This window comes from Brevundimonas sp. (assembly GCF_046293315.1).
Classification (GTDB): Bacteria; Pseudomonadota; Alphaproteobacteria; order Caulobacterales; family Caulobacteraceae; genus Brevundimonas.
This window is the reverse complement of record NZ_JBKBPF010000011.1, coordinates 48,716-65,832: the sequence shown is the minus strand read 5'-3', so window position 1 is coordinate 65,832 and position 17,117 is coordinate 48,716. Positions and strand designations below refer to the sequence as shown.

General features: G+C 68.9%; 22 protein-coding genes and 1 pseudogene. 13 read left to right on the top strand and 10 right to left on the bottom strand.

Features of this window, described 5'->3' with window-relative positions; translation table 11 throughout:
* Positions 1 to 20 precede the first annotated feature (20 nt).
* From ACK4SE_RS11055 to ACK4SE_RS11015, 9 genes and pseudogenes are all read left to right on the top strand, one after another.
* A complete protein-coding gene (locus ACK4SE_RS11055) occupies positions 21 to 248 on the top strand; it encodes a DUF6489 family protein (protein ID WP_409692454.1) in 228 nt (75 codons plus the stop codon).
* A gap of 85 nt (positions 249 to 333) precedes the next feature.
* The gene (mnmE, locus tag ACK4SE_RS11050; RefSeq protein ID WP_409692452.1) at positions 334 to 1,647 is read left to right on the top strand and encodes a tRNA uridine-5-carboxymethylaminomethyl(34) synthesis GTPase MnmE; all 1,314 of its coding nucleotides are present in this window, start codon (positions 334 to 336) and stop codon (positions 1,645 to 1,647) included.
* Between the two features lie 51 nt (positions 1,648 to 1,698).
* Complete coding sequence (gene mnmG, locus ACK4SE_RS11045; RefSeq protein WP_409692449.1) at positions 1,699 to 3,633, top strand: tRNA uridine-5-carboxymethylaminomethyl(34) synthesis enzyme MnmG; 1,935 nt, start codon at positions 1,699 to 1,701, stop codon at positions 3,631 to 3,633.
* A 50-nt stretch (positions 3,634 to 3,683) separates the two neighbouring features.
* Positions 3,684 to 4,253, top strand: coding sequence for a 16S rRNA (guanine(527)-N(7))-methyltransferase RsmG (rsmG, locus tag ACK4SE_RS11040; protein ID WP_409692575.1), 570 nt, complete (start codon positions 3,684 to 3,686; stop codon positions 4,251 to 4,253).
* A pseudogene (locus ACK4SE_RS11035) lies at positions 4,216 to 4,709 on the top strand (ParA family protein); the annotation flags it as partial. The gene rsmG and the pseudogene ACK4SE_RS11035, both read left to right, overlap by 38 nt.
* Positions 4,710 to 4,718: 9 nt before the next feature.
* Entirely contained in the window at positions 4,719 to 5,024 is a 306-nt protein-coding gene (locus tag ACK4SE_RS11030; protein ID WP_409692572.1) for a ParA family protein, read from the top strand.
* A 22-nt stretch (positions 5,025 to 5,046) separates the two neighbouring features.
* On the top strand, positions 5,047 to 5,916 hold the full coding sequence (locus ACK4SE_RS11025) for a ParB/RepB/Spo0J family partition protein (RefSeq protein ID WP_409692446.1): 870 nt from the start codon (positions 5,047 to 5,049) through the stop codon (positions 5,914 to 5,916).
* Between the two features lie 7 nt (positions 5,917 to 5,923).
* Positions 5,924 to 6,595, top strand: coding sequence for a class I SAM-dependent methyltransferase (locus ACK4SE_RS11020; RefSeq protein WP_409692443.1), 672 nt, complete (start codon positions 5,924 to 5,926; stop codon positions 6,593 to 6,595).
* Between the two features lie 628 nt (positions 6,596 to 7,223).
* Positions 7,224 to 7,400, top strand: coding sequence for a hypothetical protein (locus tag ACK4SE_RS11015; protein ID WP_409692441.1), 177 nt, complete (start codon positions 7,224 to 7,226; stop codon positions 7,398 to 7,400).
* Here ACK4SE_RS11015 and holA read toward each other — a convergent pair.
* From holA to ACK4SE_RS10965, 10 genes are read right to left on the bottom strand one after another with little or no spacing between them, the layout of a single operon-like run.
* Positions 7,397 to 8,449 (bottom strand): DNA polymerase III subunit delta, encoded by a 1,053-nt coding sequence (gene holA, locus ACK4SE_RS11010; RefSeq protein WP_409692439.1) that lies wholly within the window; start codon positions 8,447 to 8,449, stop codon positions 7,397 to 7,399. The two genes, ACK4SE_RS11015 and holA, sit on opposite strands and share 4 nt — an antisense overlap.
* A gap of 50 nt (positions 8,450 to 8,499) precedes the next feature.
* Positions 8,500 to 8,721 (bottom strand): hypothetical protein, encoded by a 222-nt coding sequence (locus ACK4SE_RS11005; protein WP_409692437.1) that lies wholly within the window; start codon positions 8,719 to 8,721, stop codon positions 8,500 to 8,502.
* Positions 8,721 to 9,296: a peptide deformylase gene (gene def, locus ACK4SE_RS11000; RefSeq protein ID WP_409692435.1), complete on the bottom strand. Its 576-nt coding sequence runs from the start codon at positions 9,294 to 9,296 to the stop codon at positions 8,721 to 8,723. The genes ACK4SE_RS11005 and def overlap by 1 nt, the downstream gene beginning before the upstream one ends.
* A gap of 57 nt (positions 9,297 to 9,353) precedes the next feature.
* The gene (locus tag ACK4SE_RS10995) at positions 9,354 to 9,764 is read right to left on the bottom strand and encodes an acyl-CoA thioesterase (RefSeq protein ID WP_409692432.1); all 411 of its coding nucleotides are present in this window, start codon (positions 9,762 to 9,764) and stop codon (positions 9,354 to 9,356) included.
* A 32-nt stretch (positions 9,765 to 9,796) separates the two neighbouring features.
* Positions 9,797 to 11,029 (bottom strand): DNA recombination protein RmuC, encoded by a 1,233-nt coding sequence (locus ACK4SE_RS10990; protein WP_409692429.1) that lies wholly within the window; start codon positions 11,027 to 11,029, stop codon positions 9,797 to 9,799.
* Between the two features lie 36 nt (positions 11,030 to 11,065).
* A complete protein-coding gene (recR, locus tag ACK4SE_RS10985; protein ID WP_409692426.1) occupies positions 11,066 to 11,668 on the bottom strand; it encodes a recombination mediator RecR in 603 nt (200 codons plus the stop codon).
* 6 nt (positions 11,669 to 11,674) lie between these two features.
* A complete protein-coding gene (locus ACK4SE_RS10980) occupies positions 11,675 to 12,004 on the bottom strand; it encodes a YbaB/EbfC family nucleoid-associated protein (protein ID WP_409692424.1) in 330 nt (109 codons plus the stop codon).
* A 57-nt stretch (positions 12,005 to 12,061) separates the two neighbouring features.
* The gene (locus ACK4SE_RS10975) at positions 12,062 to 12,592 is read right to left on the bottom strand and encodes a TadE/TadG family type IV pilus assembly protein (RefSeq protein WP_409692421.1); all 531 of its coding nucleotides are present in this window, start codon (positions 12,590 to 12,592) and stop codon (positions 12,062 to 12,064) included.
* A gap of 23 nt (positions 12,593 to 12,615) precedes the next feature.
* Positions 12,616 to 13,176 (bottom strand): TadE/TadG family type IV pilus assembly protein, encoded by a 561-nt coding sequence (locus ACK4SE_RS10970; protein ID WP_409692418.1) that lies wholly within the window; start codon positions 13,174 to 13,176, stop codon positions 12,616 to 12,618.
* Positions 13,177 to 13,196: 20 nt separating this feature from the next.
* Positions 13,197 to 13,613 carry a pilus assembly protein N-terminal domain-containing protein gene (locus ACK4SE_RS10965; protein WP_409692415.1) on the bottom strand — a complete coding sequence of 139 codons (417 nt, stop codon included), beginning with the start codon at positions 13,611 to 13,613 and terminating at the stop codon, positions 13,197 to 13,199.
* Between the two features lie 281 nt (positions 13,614 to 13,894).
* Between ACK4SE_RS10965 and ACK4SE_RS10960 the strand changes: the two genes are divergently transcribed.
* The 4 genes from ACK4SE_RS10960 (at position 13,895) to ACK4SE_RS10945 (ending at position 17,117) form a co-directional block, all read left to right on the top strand.
* Positions 13,895 to 14,065: a Flp family type IVb pilin gene (locus tag ACK4SE_RS10960; protein WP_409692412.1), complete on the top strand. Its 171-nt coding sequence runs from the start codon at positions 13,895 to 13,897 to the stop codon at positions 14,063 to 14,065.
* Between the two features lie 109 nt (positions 14,066 to 14,174).
* On the top strand, positions 14,175 to 14,681 hold the full coding sequence (locus tag ACK4SE_RS10955; RefSeq protein ID WP_409692410.1) for a prepilin peptidase: 507 nt from the start codon (positions 14,175 to 14,177) through the stop codon (positions 14,679 to 14,681).
* Between the two features lie 100 nt (positions 14,682 to 14,781).
* Positions 14,782 to 15,723: a Flp pilus assembly protein CpaB gene (gene cpaB / locus ACK4SE_RS10950; protein WP_409692407.1), complete on the top strand. Its 942-nt coding sequence runs from the start codon at positions 14,782 to 14,784 to the stop codon at positions 15,721 to 15,723.
* Complete coding sequence (locus ACK4SE_RS10945; protein WP_409692405.1) at positions 15,720 to 17,117, top strand: type II and III secretion system protein family protein; 1,398 nt, start codon at positions 15,720 to 15,722, stop codon at positions 17,115 to 17,117. Before cpaB ends, ACK4SE_RS10945 begins: the two co-directional genes overlap by 4 nt.

Below are 17,117 nucleotides of genomic sequence, written 5' to 3'. Positions count from 1 at the left end.
GTGAAACAAGGGAGCCTGCGATGAAGGTCAAGATCGAGATCGACTGCGAACCGGCCGAGGCCCGGGCCTTCCTTGGCCTGCCCAATGTGGAGCCGCTGAACGACCACATGGTGGCCGAGATGCAGCGCCGCATGGACGAGAACATCGCCGCCATGCAGCCCGACGAGCTGATGAAGACCTGGACCAGCTTCGGCCTCCAGGCCCAGGACCAGTTCCGCCGCCTCATGGAAAGCGCGACGAAGTCATGATTGGTCTCCTCCCCCTTTGGGGGAGGGGGACCGCGAAGCGGTGGAGGGGGCCTGTCCGCCGCACAGACTTTTCCTCACCCTGCCAATGACTGAAACCCTCTACGCCCTCGCCACCCCCCCCGGCCGCGGCGCCATCGCCGTGGTCCGGCTGTCGGGCCCCGCGACCGAGGCGACGCTGACAGCCCTCGGCGCCGGCGGCCTCGAACCCCGCCGGGCCTCGCTCCGCAGCCTGCGTGACGCTTCGGGCGAAGTGTTCGATCAGGCCCTGATCCTCTGGATGCCCGGCCCTGCCAGCTTCACCGGCGAGGACTGCGCCGAGCTGCACCTGCACGGCGGCCGCGCCGTGTTCGAGGCCTGCGCCCGGGCCCTGTCCGACCTGGGCCTGCGCCCCGCCGGGCCCGGGGAATTCTCGCGCCGCGCCTTCCAGAACGGCCGCATGGACCTGACCCAGGCGGAGGCGGTGGCCGACCTGGTGGACGCCGAATCCGACGCCCAGCGCCGCCAAGCGCTCGGCCAGTTGGGGGGCGCCCTGTCCGACCGCTACGCCGGGTTCCGCGCCTCCTTGCTGTCTATATTGGCCCTGCTCGAAGCCGAGATCGACTTCCCCGACGAGGAGGGTGTGCCCGGCGGGCTGTCGGACCGGGTCGGCCCCATGATCGCCGCCCTGTCCGCCGACATCGACGCGGCGCTGGGTCAGGCCCGGCGCGGCGAGCGCATCCGCGAGGGCTACCGCATCGTCCTGATCGGCGACACAAACGCGGGCAAGTCGACTCTCTTCAACCGGCTGGCAGGACGCGAGGCCGCCATCGTCACCCCGACCCCGGGCACCACCCGTGATGTGCTGGAGGCCCATCTGACCATCGGCGGCTACGCCGTCACCCTGATGGACACGGCCGGCCTGCGCGACACCGCCGACCCCATCGAGGCGGAGGGCGTGCGCCGGGCGCGGGCCCGGGCGGCCGAGGCCGAGCTGCGTCTCTGGGTCCGTGCGCCGGGCTTCGACGGCGCGGCCGTGGCGGATCTGGTGCAGCCGGGCGATCTGGCGGTGCTGAACAAGGCCGACCTTGACGTGCAGAGGCCGCCCGACGGCATGGCCCATCTGGCCATCAGCGCCGAACGGGGGGAGGGGCTGGACGCTCTGGAAGCCTGGCTGGCCCGCCGCATCGCCGACGACCTGTCCGGCGCCGACTTCCCCGCCGTGACCCGGGAACGCCACCGCATCCGGCTGGAGCTGGCCCGGGATCATCTGACGTCGGCCCGCACCGCCATGGCCATCGGCCCCGAGGTCGCGGCCGAAGATGTGCGGCAGGCGGCCAACGCCCTCGCGGAGATTGTCGGCGCGGTCGGGGTCGAGGACGTGCTGGGGGAGGTCTTCGCCAGCTTCTGCATCGGCAAATAGGTCTGTTTCACGTGAAACATCGCCAGCCTGCCCCCCGACCCTCGCGCAAGGATGACCGGGCGCCCATCTGATGCTATAGGCCCCGCCCCGAGTTCAGAGTTCCCGCCCGTGACCCAATCGCCCGAAAACAGAGTCTGGGACGTCATCGTCGTCGGCGGCGGCCATGCGGGCTGCGAGGCGGCGACGGCGGCTGCGCGCATGGGGGCGGCCACCTTGCTGCTGACCCACAAGCTCGACACCATCGGCGAGATGTCGTGCAACCCGGCCATCGGTGGTCTGGGCAAGGGCCATCTGGTGCGCGAGATCGACGCCCTGGACGGGGTCATGGGCCGTCTGGCCGACCGCTCGGGCATCCAGTTCCGCCTGCTCAACCGGTCCAAGGGCGCGGCCGTGCGCGGGCCGCGCGCCCAGATCGACCGCAAGCTCTATCGCGAGGCCATGCAGGCCGAGCTGGCCGGGACCCCGAACCTGACGACTGTCGCCGCAGCGGTGGAGGATCTGGTCATCGAGCACGGCCGCGTGGTCGGCGCTGTGGACGGTGACGGCCGGGTGTTCCGCGCCGCCGCCGTGGTCCTGACCACGGGCACCTTCCTGAACGGCGTCATCCACCGGGGCGATGAGCGCATCCCCGCCGGCCGCCACGGCGACCAGCCCGCCATCGGCCTGTCGCAGCGCCTCTACGGGCTCGACCTGAACATGGGCCGTCTCAAGACCGGCACCCCGGCGCGTCTGGATGGCCGCACCATCGCCTGGGACCGGCTGGAGATGCAGCAGGCCGACGAGACCCCCGTCCCGTTCTCCTTCCTCACGGACCGGATCACCGTTCCCCAGATCGCCTGCGGCATCACCGCCACCAATGCCCGCACCCACGCGATCATCGCCGCCAATCTGGGCCAGTCGGCCGTCTACGGCGGCCACCTGTCCGGCCGTGGCCCGCGCTATTGCCCGTCCATCGAGGACAAGGTGGTGCGCTTCGCCGACAAGGACAGCCATCAGGTCTTCCTCGAGCCTGAAGGGCTGGACGACCCCACGGTCTACCCCAACGGCATCTCCACCTCGGTGGCGCCGGAAACCCAGCTCGCCTTCCTGCGCACCATGGCCGGGCTCGAGGCCGTCGAGGTGATCCGCTACGGCTACGCCATCGAGTATGACTATATCGACCCTCGCGAGCTCGACCCGTCGCTGCAGATGAAGCGCCTGCCGGGTCTGTGGTGCGCGGGCCAGATCAACGGCACCACGGGCTATGAGGAGGCGGGTGCCCAGGGCCTGGTGGCCGGGCTGAACGCCGCGCGCGCCGCCTCGGGCGCCGACGCCGTCACCTTTGGTCGTGACGAAGCCTATATCGGCGTCATGATCGACGATCTGGTGACACGCGGTGTGACCGAGCCCTACCGCATGTTCACCAGCCGGGCCGAGTACAGATTGACTCTGAGGGCCGACAACGCCGATCAACGCTTGACCGGACGCGGCGTGGACCTGGGTCTGGTCGGCCCAGAACGCGCCGCCGCCTTCGCCGACAAGGCCCGCCTCCTGAAGGCTGCCGATGAGGTGGTCCGCACCACCATCTTCACCCCCAACGAAGCCCGGACCCTGGGCGTGGCTGTCAATGCCGACGGTCAGCGCCGGTCCATCCGCGACCTGCTGGCCTATCCGGGCGTGACCCTGGACAACTTCACCTCCGTCGTCCCCGCCATGGCCGACTGGCCCAAGGTGGTGGGTGAACAGGTGGTGATCGACGCGAGCTATGCCGGCTATATCGACCGCCAGCGGACCGAGGCTGAGTCCTTGCGTCGGGAAGAAGCCCTGATCCTGCCAGACGGGCTCGACTACGCCGCGATCGGCGCCCTGTCGAACGAGGTGCGCGAGAAGCTGGAGCGCGTCCGCCCCCGCACCCTCGGTCAGGCCGGCCGCATCGAGGGTATGACCCCCGGCGCCCTGACCGCCCTCTTGTTTCACGTGAAACAACGCCGGACCGTGGCGGCGTGAGCCTGACCGCCGCGCAGTTTCAGGCCCTCAGCGGCGCCACCGAGGCCCAGATGGCGGATCTGGAGCGCTTCCGCGTCCTGCTGACCGAGGCCAACGCGGTCATGAACCTGGTGGGGCCCTCCACCTTGCCGGATTACTGGGCCCGCCACGTGCTGGACAGCTGGCAGCTGCTGGCCCACGCCCCTGACGCCCTGACCTGGGCCGATCTGGGGGCAGGGGCGGGCCTTCCCGGCGTGGTTCTGGCCATCTTCCTGAAAGGGCGCCCGGGGGCCCATGCCCATCTGATCGACAGCCTTGGAAAACGCTGCCGCTTTCTGGAGCAGGTGACGGTCGAGCTGGCTATCCCCGCCACGGTCATCAACGGCCGGGCCGAGGAACAGGCCCTAACCGTTGATGTGGTCACCGCCCGCGCCGTCGCCCCCATGGACAAGCTGCTCGGTTATGCACAGCCCTTCATGGATCGCGGTGCACAAGGTCTGTTCCTCAAGGGAGAAAAGGCCCCCGACGAGTTGAAGTCGGCGCGCTTATCCTGGCATTTCAAGGCTCAGCTCCATCCGTCGCGTCTGACCGACGGGCGGGGCCATGTTGTTCAAGTCCGGGGATTGCGCCGTGCCCGCTGATCGTCACCAGACCCGCGTCCTCGCGGTCTCGAACCAGAAGGGCGGGGTGGGCAAGACCACCACGGCCATCAATCTGGGCACCGCCCTGGCCGCCATCGGCCAGCGCTGCCTGATCGTGGACATGGACCCCCAGGGCAACGCCTCCACCGGTCTGGGCGTGGGCCGCGAATCCCGCACCGTCACCATCTATGACGTGGTGGTGGATGGCCGTTCCATCGACGACGCGGCGGTGAAAACCGCCGTGCCGGGCCTGGATATCGTGCCCGCCGATGCGGACATGTCCGGGGTCGAGATCGAGCTCAGCCAGGCCGATCGCCGCGCCTATCGCCTGCGCGACGCCCTGCGGGCGCAGGGGGAGGGCGGCCATACCCGGTATGACTATGTGCTCATCGACTGCCCGCCGCGGACGCGGTGCTGGTGCCGCTGCAATGCGAATTCTTCGCTCTCGAGGGCCTGACCCAGCTGATGAAGACCATTGAGATGGTCCGCCAAAGCCTTAATCCGGCTCTGGAAATTCAGGGACTGGTGCTGACCATGTACGATCGGCGCAACAGCCTGTCGTCCCAGGTGGAGGCCGATGTGCGGGCCCATTTCGGCGACAAGGTCTATGACGCCGTGATCCCCCGCAACGTCCGGGTGTCCGAGGCGCCGTCCTTCGGCAAGCCGGCCCTGATCTATGACCTGAAGTGTGCGGGCAGCCAGGCGTACCTGCGTCTGGCGCGCGAACTGGTGGCCCGGGAGAAGTCCCGCCGCCAGGCCGTCGCTGCCTGATTAGTGTAACGGAATCAAACAAGTGGCTGAACGTCAAAGAGGATTGGGCCGGGGTCTGTCGGCCCTGATCGGGGACACCGCCGAGGCTGTGGCCGCCGATATCGAGGCGCGCGCCGGCGTGCGCGAGATTCCCATCGAGCAGCTGCACCCAAACCCGGACCAGCCCCGCACCCATTTCTCCGACGACGAGATCGCCGAACTGTCCGCCTCCATCCGCGACAAGGGCGTGCTCCAGCCCCTGCTGGTGCGCCCGGCCCCCGGCGGCGACGGCTGGCAGATCATCGCCGGCGAACGCCGCTGGCGCGCCTCCCAGAAGGCGGGCCTCAAGGCCATTCCCGTGCTGGTGCGCGAGCTTGACGACGGCCAGGTGCTGGAAATCGCCATCGTCGAGAACGTCCAGCGCGAGGACCTGAACCCGGTGGAGGAGGCGCGCGCCTACCGCACCCTGATGGAGCGCTTCAACCGCACCCAGGACGTGGTGGCCGGGGTGGTGGGCAAGAGCCGCAGCCATGTGGCCAACACCCTGCGCCTGCTGGCCCTGCCGGACCCGGTGCTGGACCATGTGCTGGCCGGGCGCCTGTCCGCCGGCCACGCCCGGGCCCTGATTACCGCGCCTGACGCCGAAACCCTCGCCGACACCATCATCAGGAGCGGCCTGTCGGTGCGCCAGACCGAGGCCCTGGCCCGTCAGGCGGTTGAAGGACCCAAAACGGCGAAGGCGAAGCCCGCCCTCGACCGCTCGGCCGACACCGTGGCCCTGGAACAGGATCTGGGCGACGCGCTCGGGCTCAAGGTCGAGGTCCGCGACAAGGGCGGAAAGGGCGAGCTGGTCATCCGCTACGGCGCCCTGGAACAGCTGGACGACCTCTGCCGCCGCCTGACGCGGAGCTGAGGTCATCGTGACCGATCCTTCGCAATCGGTCGTTGATCTCTACCATCGCCGGGCGGCCCAGTTCGACGCGGACCGGACCCGGACCCTGTTCGAGCGGCCGTGGCTGGAGGCGTTCACAGCCTTGTTGCCCGCTGGCGGCGAGGTGCTCGACATGGCCTGCGGCTCGGGCGAGCCGATCTCCGCCTATCTGATTGATAATGGGGCGAAAATCACCGGCGTCGATGCGGCGCCGGCCATGATCGACCTCTGTCGCCGGCGATTTCCTGACCATCGCTGGATGGTCGGCGACATGCGGGACTGGCATTCGGACGACGCTTTCGACGGCGTCGTCGTGTGGCACGGCCTGATCCATCTGACCGCCGATGACCAGCGCCAGACGATCCCGAGGCTGGCCGGCTGTCTGCGCCCTGGCGCGCCCCTTCTGTTCACAGCGGCGCCAGAGAGCGGCGAAACCGTCGGCGTCTGGCGCGGCGAACCCCTGTATCACGGGGGGCTGGATCCATCCGAGACCGACGCCCTTCTGACGGCGTCAGGTCTCAGGATCCTGCAGCGCCGCCTGTCCGATCCGGACTGCGGCGGCGCCAGCGTCTGGCTGGCGCGGCAATCGGAGGACGACAGGCGCTTCCCTTCTCCCCTTGAGGGAGAAGGTGTCATGCGCAGCATGACGGATGAGGGGTGAGACTCGATGCTCGGGGGGTGTCGCGCCTCACCACCCGGTTCCCACCCCGCTCATCCCGGCGAAGGCCGGGATCCAGATGCAAAGTCTCGTTCGCGCGGCCAGAGACAGGGTTGTTTGCGCAACCCACCCCAAACCCGGCCTTATGATCTGGATCCCGGCCTTCGCCGGGATGAGCGGAAAATAGGGGACGAACTCCGCCCGTATCCCCGCATTTTTCCGACCCAATCCCTGATCCCACAACGCCTGACGAAAAATCTTCGTCCATTTTTCCGACCGCGTTCGCGGGGGCCGTATGCTTCTCCCATCCCGTCGCACGGGAAGGGCGCTCGGCCGGCGACCTTGCGGCGACGGGCTGCGATCGAGCGGGACTAAGCGGCGGGGCGGATTACTCGCCGGGTCCAGGATGCGGAGCGCTGTCCGCACCTGCCCGTTCAGGGCCTAAACACCGGCTAGCGCCTAAGACGCGTGCCCACCGGGGGCTCTGGAACAACGATCGCGCGGGGCGTCAGCCTTCGTCGAAACGGTATTTGTCTATCCTTACACCGGGCGTCGGCCCGGCGCCCCGCTCCCTTCCCATCAACCCGCGCTGACGGGCGCTTCAGCCTGCCCGCTGATCAGGAACACCGCTATGGCCCGACCCCGACCGCCCCGCCCCGAACCTGTCGATCCGCTGGACCGCGAATTGGCCGAGGCGTGCGCTGAAGCCGAGGAGATCGAAAAGCGTGATTTTCTGGCGCTGATCCGGCGCGCTAACGCTGAATGGTGGGACGAACAGCCCCGCCAGCCCTGCGCTCCGCGTCGCTAGAGCCCCAGACGCCGGGCCCGGCCCGCCACCTCGAGCAGAAGGCGCTCGGCCAGCAGGGCGTCGGGGGAGCCGGCCGTCTTGCAGGCCTTCTCACATTCTAGCGCATTATCAAGGACTTGCGACAAATCCTCGTGCCGCCAGGAGCGCATCTGGCGCAGCATCTCGGCTTCCTGCTTCCAGAACACCCCCGCGGCCTTGGTCGCCTCCTTGGGCCCGGCGCCGTTGTCGGTGAGGGCGCGGATGCGGCGCAGGCGGTTCAGATGGCCGCTGACGGCGCGCACGGCGGCCACGGGGCTTTCGCCCTCCGCGAAAGCGCGACGGACATTCGCTTGCGCCTGGGCCGCCCGGCCGCCGAAGGCCTGCAGCGCCGCCTCGAACAGGGAGGCGTCCGGCTCCACCCCCAGATGCAACTCCAGTTCGTCCGGGCCCAGGGTCCGGTCGCTGCCCGGGCCGATGAACAGGGCCAGCCGCTCGATCTCCTGGCGCATCAGGCCGCGCTCGCGGGGCAGGCGGGCGGTGAACTGGGCCAGGGCGTCCGATGTCAGGCCCACCCGGTCTTTCGCCAGCGCCTCGCGCACCATGCGGGCCACGTCGCCCACCTCGTCCTCGTAGCAGGCGATGCTGACCGCCGCCCTGGCCGTCTCGGCGGCCTTGCGCAGCGCCGACTCGCGGCCCAGCGCCCCGGCCTCCACCACGAACATGGCGTCGGGGTTGAAGCCGCCGTCAGCGTGAATCTTGAGCGCGGCGGCCACGGCCTTGTCGGTCGACGCCTTGTCGGTGGACAGGCGCAGTCGCACCAGCCGCCGTCCGCCGGTCATGGACTGGGCCGACAGGGCGTCATCCAGCGCCGCGCCGTCGGCCTCCACATCGCTGTCGGTCAGCAGGCTGACGTCAAAGGGGTCGTTCAGGTCAGGCACGATCTTCAGGCACAGGGCCTGACCCCGCTCGCCGACGCCGCCCCGGTCCTTGCCGTGGATCACCACCGCCCGCACCGCCGGATCCGGCGACGCCAGGAACCGCTCGACCTCGGGGCGCTTGGCCAGAATCATTGGACCGGAATCATTGGAAAAAGATCATGCGGGACGCCCGGCCGAGCCGGTCAGTCCCAGCGGGTGAAGACGCCGCCGCCCTCGTCCCATTCGCCGCCGGCGTCAAAAGCGTCGTCGAAGTTGAGCAGCCGGTCCAGCACCACACCGGCGATCAGGCCCAGTCCCGCCACGGCGAGCAGGGTCGCGGCCGAGCCGATACCGATCTTCTGGGCCCCGGTCAGGGGCGTGCGGGCCTTGCGGACCGGTTTGCGGCGGGCGTTGGCGCGGGCCATCAGGCCGCCACCCGCTCGCGCATGATCTTCTTGACCCTGGTCATGGCCCGGTCCCGCCGCAGCCGCGACAGATGGTCGATGAACAGCACCCCGTTCAGGTGGTCGATCTCGTGCTGGATGCAGACGGCGTAAAGGCCGTCGGCTTCTTCCTCCACGGTCGCGCCCTCGCGGTTCAGATAGCGCAGCTTGATCCGCGCCGGGCGCTGGACCTCGTCGAAATACTCGGGGATCGACAGGCAGCCTTCCTCATAGGGCGCGGTTTCTTCCGACGCCCACAGGATCTCCGGATTGATGAAGAAGCGGGGGTTGGGCTTGCGCTCATCCTCGCTCTCCGGGGCCTCGCCGTCGTCGCCGCCGTCGCCCCCCCCGTCACCCAGATCCATGACCACCACGCGGCGGGTGTCGCCGATCTGCACGGCGGCCAGGCCGATGCCCGGCGCGTCGTACATGGTCTCCAGCATGTCATCCATCAGGGCGCGGACGTCATCGGTCACCGCCTCCACCGGGGTGCAGACAGTCTTGAGCACCGCCAGGTCAGCGGGATTGTTCACGGTCAGGATGCGACGAATGGCCATGACCCGCAGGTAGGCGCAAAGGCCCCTCCGGTCAAGAATTCCGACCCTTGCCCCGGGTCATGCCGGTTCGGGCAGGGGGCGGGGCTTGCGGTTCTCGTCGATGGCCACATAGGTGAACACGCCCTCGGTGACGCGCACCATCTCGTCAAGGCCGCGCCCCCGCTTCCACGCCTCGACCCGCACCCCGATGGAGGTGCGGCCGGTGCGGATCACCGTGGCGTAGATGCTGACCTCGTCGCCCACGGACACCGGCTGGTGAAACACCATGGAATCCACCGCCACGGTGGCGCAGCGGCCCCGCGCCAGATTGAAGGCGGGCGACGATCCGGCCAGGTCCATCTGGGCCAGCAGCCAGCCGCCGAAGATGTCGCCCTCGGGGTTGGTGTCGGCGGGCATGGCGATCATGCGGCCCACGGGCGGTTCGTCGGGCGGGCTCAGGGACAGGGCGGGGGAGGCTGCGTCGGTCATGGGCGCGGATTAGCCGCCGACGCGGGGCAAGTCTATTGCGTCTTCGCGCCGTCTGATGCGCTTTCGATCAGCTCGGGACGGCTCAGAATGCGGGTGGATTGCTCCACCGGGGCCAGTTCGGGCAGATCCTTGCCCTCGTGATCCACCTGCAGGTCCTCGAACCGGCGGGCCTGCACCATCACCTGGCTCTCCAGCGAGCCGACGAACTGGTTGTAGCGCTTCACGGCCCGGTCCAGATCGGCTCCCAGAGAGGAGGCGTATCCGCCCATGGTGGCCAGGCGCTTGTAGAGCTCCTTGCCCAGCCGGGCCACGTGCTCGGCGTTGGCGCTCTGCTCCTCGGCCCGCCAGCCGTAGGCCACGGCCTTGCACAGGGCGAACAGGGTGGTGGGGGTGACGATGACCACCCGCGAATCCATGGCCTGGGTCATGATGTCGGGCGCATGGTCCAGCGCCGAGGACAGGAAGGCGTCGCCGGGCACGAACAGGGCCACGAAATCGGGGCTGGGCTTGAACTGGTCCTGATAGGCCTTGGACGCCAGCTGCCGCACATGGGTCTTCAGGCTGGCGGCGATGCGCAGCGATCGGGCCTGGGCCCGGCTGTCCTCGTCGCCTTGCTCGTCGGCGTCGAAGGCCAGCGGCACCTTGGCGTCGATCACGAACATGCCGCCGCCGGGCAGACGAACGATGAAGTCCGGCCGCGACTGGCGGCCCTCGTCATCGGCCTGCGACGTCTGCTCCTGAAAATCGAAGCGGCCCGCCATGCCGGCGGCCTCCAGCACGTTGCGGCAGGTCTGCTCGCCCCAGCGGCCGCGCCGCCCGGTGTTGCCGCGCAGGGCCTCGGTCAGCTTGCGGGTCTCGTCCCGGGTGGCGGTGTGGGCGGTCATCAGCAGGGCCAGCTGCTCCTTGAGCCCGCCGGTCTCCTCGGAGCGCACCTTCTCCAGCGCCTGCACGTGCTCCTGAAACTTCGCCAGGGTCTCGCTGACCGGCTTCAGCTGTGCCTCCATGCGCTCCCGGGCCACCCGGTCCTGGGCCTGAAAGGTCTCGGTGGCGCGGGCCACCATCTGGTTGGCCACCGACTGGGCCGATTCCGCCGCCTGGGCCCGCAGATATTCGGCCATGGAGGCCCGGGCCTCCTCGATCACCTCGATCTTGTGGTGGGCGGCGTCAGCGGCGGATTTCGCCTTCTGCCAGCCCATGAAGGCCCAGACGAAGGCGGCTGAAGCCAGCACGAAAAGCCCGGCGAAGACGAGGATCAGGGTGTTCATGCTCCGTTCCTAGCCGGAGTCGCCGGCTTGGGAAAGTCAGGCCGGGCGGCGCTGGCGCATGGCCTGGACGATGGTGCCGTCGTCCAGCCAGTCCAGCTCGCCGCCGACGGGCACGCCGCGGGCCAGGCTGGTGATCTGGACCTCTGTTCCCGAAAGCCGGTCGGCCAGATAGTGGGCGGTGGTCTGGCCGTCGACGGTGGCGGGCAGGGCCAGCACCACCTCCTTGACCGCGCCCTCGCGGGCCCGGCCGACCAGCTCGCTGATGCGCAGGGCCTCGGGGCCGATCCCGTCCAGCGCCGACAGCAGGCCGCCCAGCACATGGTATTTGCCGCGAAAGGCGCCGGACCGCTCCATGGCCCACAGGGCCCCGGCCTCCTCGACCACGCAGATCAGGCCGCCATCGCGGGACGTGTCGGCGCAGATGGAGCAGGGATCGCGGGTGTCCGGCGCGCCGCAGACCGAACAGGACCGCACCTTGGCCGCGGTCTCGGCCAGCGAAGCCGCCAGCGGCTCAAGCAGTTGTTCGCGCCGCTTCAGCAGGGCCAGCGCCGCGCGACGGGCCGAACGTGGACCCATGCCGGGCAGCTTGGCCAGCAGGCCGATCAGGCGCTCGATCTCGGGTCCGGCGGACGCGGCCATGGGGCGTCAGAACAGTTTGGGCATGCCGGGGATGTTCATGCCCGCCATGGGACCGGCGGCCTCGCGCATCAGCTCGGCGTTGACCGCGTCCAGCTTGCGCTTGGCGTCGGCATGGGCGGCCACGATCAGGTCCGCCAGGATCTCGCCCTCGCCAGGCGCCATCAGGCTGTCGTCGATGCGCACATGGGTGATCTCGCCGGGCCCCTTGAGGCTCACGGTCACCAGACCGCCGCCCGAGCTGCCCTCGGCCGAGGAGTCCGCCATCTTCGCCTGGGCGTCCTGCAGCTTCTGCTGCATGGCCTGGGCCTGCTTCATCAGTTCGTTGAGGTCTTTCATGACGCCTATCTAATCACCCCCGTCCCGGGATGACAGAGGGCGTGGACGATTGCCGGCTCAACAGTCGGTGCAGGCCACCTGATCCACCTTGCGGGGCCGCAGATAATAGGTGTGGCTGAACCGCGTCAGGCCCGGCAGCAGTTCGCCGAAGGGCGATTCATAGTCGTAGATGATCTCGGTCATCACCAGGCTTTCGCCGGCGGCGATCAGACCCACCGGAATGTCGACGGCGGAGCCGACCCCCCGCGCCGGCAGGCCAGCCCCCTCGGCCCGGGACCAGTCGACCCGGACCTGCCCGTTGGTGTGCCGGGTTACGGCGGTCACGCGCTGTTCCAGCGGCGCGGCGGGGAACGGTCGCATCATAAGCACGCCGACCTCGAATACGTCGGCGATGTCGGCCCGGGTGACACTTTCGTTCTGGGTGACGAGATCGGCCACGGTAGCGGCGGTTCGGCCCATGCGCTTCTGGGCCATGAAGCCTTGGCAGAATTCGGCCAGACCGAAGTAGAACAGCAGGATTACCGGCGCGATCAGGGCGAACTCGACCGCTGACACGCCGCGCCGATCGCCGCGAAGGCGTGTCAGCAAGCCTCTGGAGTCCCGCTCGTTGGTCATGGCTGGGCCGGGGCGACGGGGTTGAACGGCTCGTTGCGGAACGCGGTGGTGACGTTCAGCACCCGGTGGCCCGCCACCCGTTCGGCGCCCTGGCTGACCAGGGGCGTGAACAGGGGCTGTGGATACCAGGCGCTGAGCAGGATGATGTCGCCCGGTCCGCCGATGGCGAACCGCAAGCCGCTTTCGGAAAGCTCGCCGTTCTCATCCAGCGGGTCCGGCGGGGTCTGGCCGGTGAAACGGGGAATGACGCGGACGTCCACGAGCAGGCGCTCGTCGCACTGGCTTTCGAAGACGCCCATGCGCCCGCACACCGCTTCCTTAAACTCCGATACGCTCATGGCGCGCTCATGGGCCTGCCCGGTGCGGACGAGCCGCCCGGTCTGGCTGACCGCCGACTCCAGGGCCACGTCGACCACGAACAGGACGCCCAGCTCGATCAGGGCGAACATCATCAGGAAGAAGGGCGCCGCGACGAAGGCGAACTCGATGGCGGTCGCCCCGCTCTGGTCACGCCGAAAGCGTCCCAGGCCCCGCCGCGTCGATGATGTCCGTTCCATCGTCCTGGCCCTCTGTCGGCTCAGGGGGTTCCGTCGGGCGCGACGGAGGCCGGCGCCGGCGCCTGATGCTGGCTCGGGGCGCAGCCGGTGGTGCACGACATTTCCGTCGCCACCCCGCCACGCCACATCCGCACATGGCCCGAGGCCGCGGGCGCCGTCACATTCACCACGGACTGGAACAGGGTGCGCCCGATGGCGTCAACCACCACCACCTCGGTGGAGCCGTAGCCGCGCCCGGTCACATAAAGGGTGGAGGCGTCCACCACCGTGACATCGGCCACCGCGGGGTTGGCCACGATGACGGATGAGGCGGCGCCCCGAAGCTGGATGCGCTGGGCGCGATCGATCTCCACGTCCATGCCGCGGCTCTGCGCCAGAGCCGGAAAGGCGGCGGCCACCAGGAGGGCCGCAGACAGGGTCGGGACGAGCAGACGCATAAGCGATCTCATTGGAGCAAGGCGCATGAGCGCGCGCGAGGGGAGAACAATCACCGCCAACCCTCAACAAATCCTGAAGCCGGCTTCAAAGCGCAAACCATGGTTAACGATCATTTACGGTAAATACTGGGTAACTATAGAAAATGCCCTCGCCGTTGCCCCATTTTACTTGGCATTAACACGAAAGGCCGCATGGTCCCTGGCGTAAACGGGGGTCTGGCGGGCAATCCGGCGGCCCTTACAACCGTCAAGTTGCTCGCTTGGATAAAAGGAAGATTCACATGAAGACGTTCATCAACAAATTCGCCAAAGACGAGTCCGGCGCCACCGCCATCGAATACGGCCTGATCGCCGCCCTTATTGCCGTGGTCATCATCGGCGCCCTGCAGCTGCTGGGCGGAAATATGGATACCGCCTTCACTTCGGTGGCGAACGCTGTCGGCGGCTCCTAAGCTTTCAGAAAAAACCGTGTAACGGGGGCCGCAGCGGAAACGCTGCGGCCCTTGCTTTTGGCCGCACGGCGAAACCCCTTTTTAAGGGGTGGGCCGCCACATCCAGGCCATGGATCTCCTGACCATCGCCTGTCTCGCCCTGCTGCCGGTGATCGCCGTGGCGGCGGGCGTGCGTGACCTGACCACCATGACCATTCCCAACTGGATGTCCCTGGCGCTGGTCGCGGCCTTCCTCCCCGCCGCTTTGCTGGCCGGACTGGGATGGCAGGGCCTGCTGGTTCACCTCGGCATCGGGGTGGGGGCGCTCATGATCGCCGCAGGGCTGTTTGCGCTGGGCGCCATCGGCGGCGGAGACGCCAAGCTGATGGCGGCCCTGGCCCTGTGGATGGGGCCGGACGGCGTTCTGATGTTCGTGCTGTGGACTGCGGTGGCCGGCGGCCTGTTCAGTGTGGCGCTCATCCTGGCCAGGGGTCGGCTGGTGGGGCTAGGGGCTTTCGGTCCGGCCTGGGTGCGCGGCCTGCTGCAGCCGAAGGGCGACATCCCCTATGGCGTGGCCATCGCCGCCGGGGCGCTTATGGCCTGGCCCGCCAGCGCCATGATGGCGTCAGCCTTCTGAAATCACCCGCTTAGGGGCGCGTTAACCCGGGCCCGGCATGTTCGTTAACGCCACGGGGGTCGGACTCTGACTCCGCCTGGCTTCTTCGGAGACGGACAGGATGAAACCCGCCCGCATCGCAGTCATCGGCATCGCCGCCGTCGCCGCCATCGGGCTGGCGCTGGTGGTGCGCGCCATGGGCAATTCCGGCGAGCCCGCCGCCTCGGCTTCGGCCGCTGTCGAGGCGCCGCGCCTGGCCAGGGTCCTGGTCGCCGCCCGCGACATCCCCGTCGGCAAGCGGCTGGACCCCGAGGATATGGAATGGAAGGACTGGCCCATCGACGGGCTGAACCCGGCCTATATCACCGACGGATCCGTGCCCCTGCCCGCCGCCGCACCACGCGCGGAGACCGAAGACGAGCCTGCCGCCGCCGCCGCCGTTGAGAATCAGGTGGAAGGCGTCGCCGCGACCGTCACGCGCGCCGTCAACGCCGTCGCGGGCATCGGAGCCCAGTCCGACTTCGTGGGCGCCGTGGTGCGCGAGGGTTTCGTGGCCGGCGAGCCCATCGTGACGCGCAAGATCGTGCGCTCGGGCGACGGCGGATTTCTGGCCGCCTATCTGGAGCCGGGCATGCGCGCCATGGCCATCCCCGTCTCGGTCGAGACGGCTGCGGGAGGGTTCATCCTGCCAGGTGACCGGGTGGATGTGATCGTCACCCGCGAACTCCGAAACAACAACAATCAGGAAGGCGGCGGGGGCCAGCGCCACACCACCACCACGGTCATGCAGAACGTGAAGGTTCTGGCCATCGATCAGACCAGCCAGGCCGTCAATGACGCCCAGACCGTGGTCGGCGCCACCGCCACCCTCGAGGTTTCGCCGGGGGACGCAGAGGTGCTGTCGCTCGGCCGGGCCGAAGGCGAGCTGTCTCTTGTGCTGCGCTCCTACGCGGACGCTTCCGGTCCGTCGGGACGCACCGGGCGCATGGCCTCCGGCGGGGGCGAGTCCCGCGTCGTGCGCATTCATCGCGGTGACCAGGTGGAAACGGTGGTGGTGCAATGAGACGATCCCTCGCCCTCATCCCGGCCCTCGCGCTGGCGCTGACCCCGCTGCTGGCTGGCCCGGTCGCGGCCCAGTCCAGCGTGCGCGTCGCCGTCGGCGGGGAAAGCCAGTCCCTGAGTCTGCCGCGCGGGCGCTCCGCCGCCGTGGACCTGCCCGTGGACGCCCGCGACGTCATTATCTCCAACCCGGCGGTTGCCGAGGCCATGCTGCATTCGCCGCGCCGCATCACGGTGGTGGGAATCGCGCCGGGCGAGACGGACGCCGTCTTCCTCGACGCCTCGGGCCGCGCCATCCTGAATCTCAGCATTCGCGTGGACGCCGGCGTCGGCGCCTTGTCCGACACCATCGCCCGCCTTCTGCCGGGCTCGTCCATCCGCGCCGAGGCGGTGAACGAGAGCATCATCCTGACCGGCTCGGCGCCCACGCCGGCCGAAGCCGACCGCGCCGTCCAGATCGCCCGCCAGTTCGTCAGCGACCCGCAGCGGGTGCTGAACATGATCGGCGTCGACAGCCCGGACCAGGTCACCGTGCGCGCCCGGATTGTCGAGGTGCAACGGTCCTCGGTGAAGCAGCTGGGCATCGATCTGGACGCTGTCATCGCCGACGCCAGCGACAATCTTTCCTTTGTCCAGGGCTCGACCTTCCCGATCAACTCCGGCCTGCAGGGCGGGGGCCTGCTCGGGTATGAGCACACCGGACCTGACGGCAGCGTCGCCGGCGCCCTGCGCGCCTTCGAACGGGTCGGTCTGGTCCGGACTCTGGCCGAACCCAATCTGACCGCAGTGAGCGGGGAAAGCGCCAACTTCCTGGCGGGGGGCGAGTTCCCGGTGCCGGTGGGGCGCGACGAGGACGGGAACATCCTTGTGGAGTTCAAGCCCTACGGCGTCTCCCTGTCGTTCCGTCCGGTGGTCCTGAGCGGCGGCCGAATCTCGCTTCAGCTGTCCACAGAGGTCTCCGAACTCAGCAATGACGGCGCGCTGACCCTGGGCGGCGGTGCCGACAACGCCATAACCCTCTCGGGTCTCAACGTGCGCCGGGCGCAGACCACCGTGGAGATGCCGTCGGGCGGCGCCATGATGATCGCCGGCTTGCTGCAGGAGTCCACGCGTCAGAACATCGACGCCCTGCCCGGCATGACCAGCCTGCCTGTGCTGGGTTCGCTGTTCCGGTCGCGCGACTATCTGATGGGCGAGACCGAACTGGTGATCATCATCGAGCCGTTCATCGTATCCCCGACAGGCCGCGGCGCCATGCAGACTCCGGCCGACGGCCTGCGGATCGCCGGCGACGCCCAGACCATCTTCTTCGGCCAGTTGAACCAGAGCTATGGCACCCCCGCCCCCTCCGCCGCCTCGTCGGGCTGGCAGGGGCCGGTGGGCTATGTGATCGAGTAG

Coding starts and splice junctions, on each gene's coding strand:
- ACK4SE_RS11055 (WP_409692454.1), top strand. CDS start 21: ATGAAGGTCAAGATCGAGATCGACTGCGAACCGGCCGAGGCCCGGGCC.
- mnmE (WP_409692452.1), top strand. CDS start 334: ATGACTGAAACCCTCTACGCCCTCGCCACCCCCCCCGGCCGCGGCGCC.
- mnmG (WP_409692449.1), top strand. CDS start 1,699: ATGACCGGGCGCCCATCTGATGCTATAGGCCCCGCCCCGAGTTCAGAG.
- rsmG (WP_409692575.1), top strand. CDS start 3,684: ATGGCGGATCTGGAGCGCTTCCGCGTCCTGCTGACCGAGGCCAACGCG.
- ACK4SE_RS11030 (WP_409692572.1), top strand. CDS start 4,719: ATGAAGACCATTGAGATGGTCCGCCAAAGCCTTAATCCGGCTCTGGAA.
- ACK4SE_RS11015 (WP_409692441.1), top strand. CDS start 7,224: ATGGCCCGACCCCGACCGCCCCGCCCCGAACCTGTCGATCCGCTGGAC.
- holA (WP_409692439.1), bottom strand. CDS start 8,449: ATGATTCTGGCCAAGCGCCCCGAGGTCGAGCGGTTCCTGGCGTCGCCG.
- ACK4SE_RS11005 (WP_409692437.1), bottom strand. CDS start 8,721: ATGGCCCGCGCCAACGCCCGCCGCAAACCGGTCCGCAAGGCCCGCACG.
- def (WP_409692435.1), bottom strand. CDS start 9,296: ATGGCCATTCGTCGCATCCTGACCGTGAACAATCCCGCTGACCTGGCG.
- ACK4SE_RS10995 (WP_409692432.1), bottom strand. CDS start 9,764: ATGACCGACGCAGCCTCCCCCGCCCTGTCCCTGAGCCCGCCCGACGAA.
- ACK4SE_RS10990 (WP_409692429.1), bottom strand. CDS start 11,029: ATGAACACCCTGATCCTCGTCTTCGCCGGGCTTTTCGTGCTGGCTTCA.
- recR (WP_409692426.1), bottom strand. CDS start 11,668: ATGGCCGCGTCCGCCGGACCCGAGATCGAGCGCCTGATCGGCCTGCTG.
- ACK4SE_RS10980 (WP_409692424.1), bottom strand. CDS start 12,004: ATGAAAGACCTCAACGAACTGATGAAGCAGGCCCAGGCCATGCAGCAG.
- ACK4SE_RS10970 (WP_409692418.1), bottom strand. CDS start 13,176: ATGGAACGGACATCATCGACGCGGCGGGGCCTGGGACGCTTTCGGCGT.
- ACK4SE_RS10965 (WP_409692415.1), bottom strand. CDS start 13,613: ATGCGTCTGCTCGTCCCGACCCTGTCTGCGGCCCTCCTGGTGGCCGCC.
- ACK4SE_RS10960 (WP_409692412.1), top strand. CDS start 13,895: ATGAAGACGTTCATCAACAAATTCGCCAAAGACGAGTCCGGCGCCACC.
- ACK4SE_RS10955 (WP_409692410.1), top strand. CDS start 14,175: ATGGATCTCCTGACCATCGCCTGTCTCGCCCTGCTGCCGGTGATCGCC.
- cpaB (WP_409692407.1), top strand. CDS start 14,782: ATGAAACCCGCCCGCATCGCAGTCATCGGCATCGCCGCCGTCGCCGCC.
- ACK4SE_RS10945 (WP_409692405.1), top strand. CDS start 15,720: ATGAGACGATCCCTCGCCCTCATCCCGGCCCTCGCGCTGGCGCTGACC.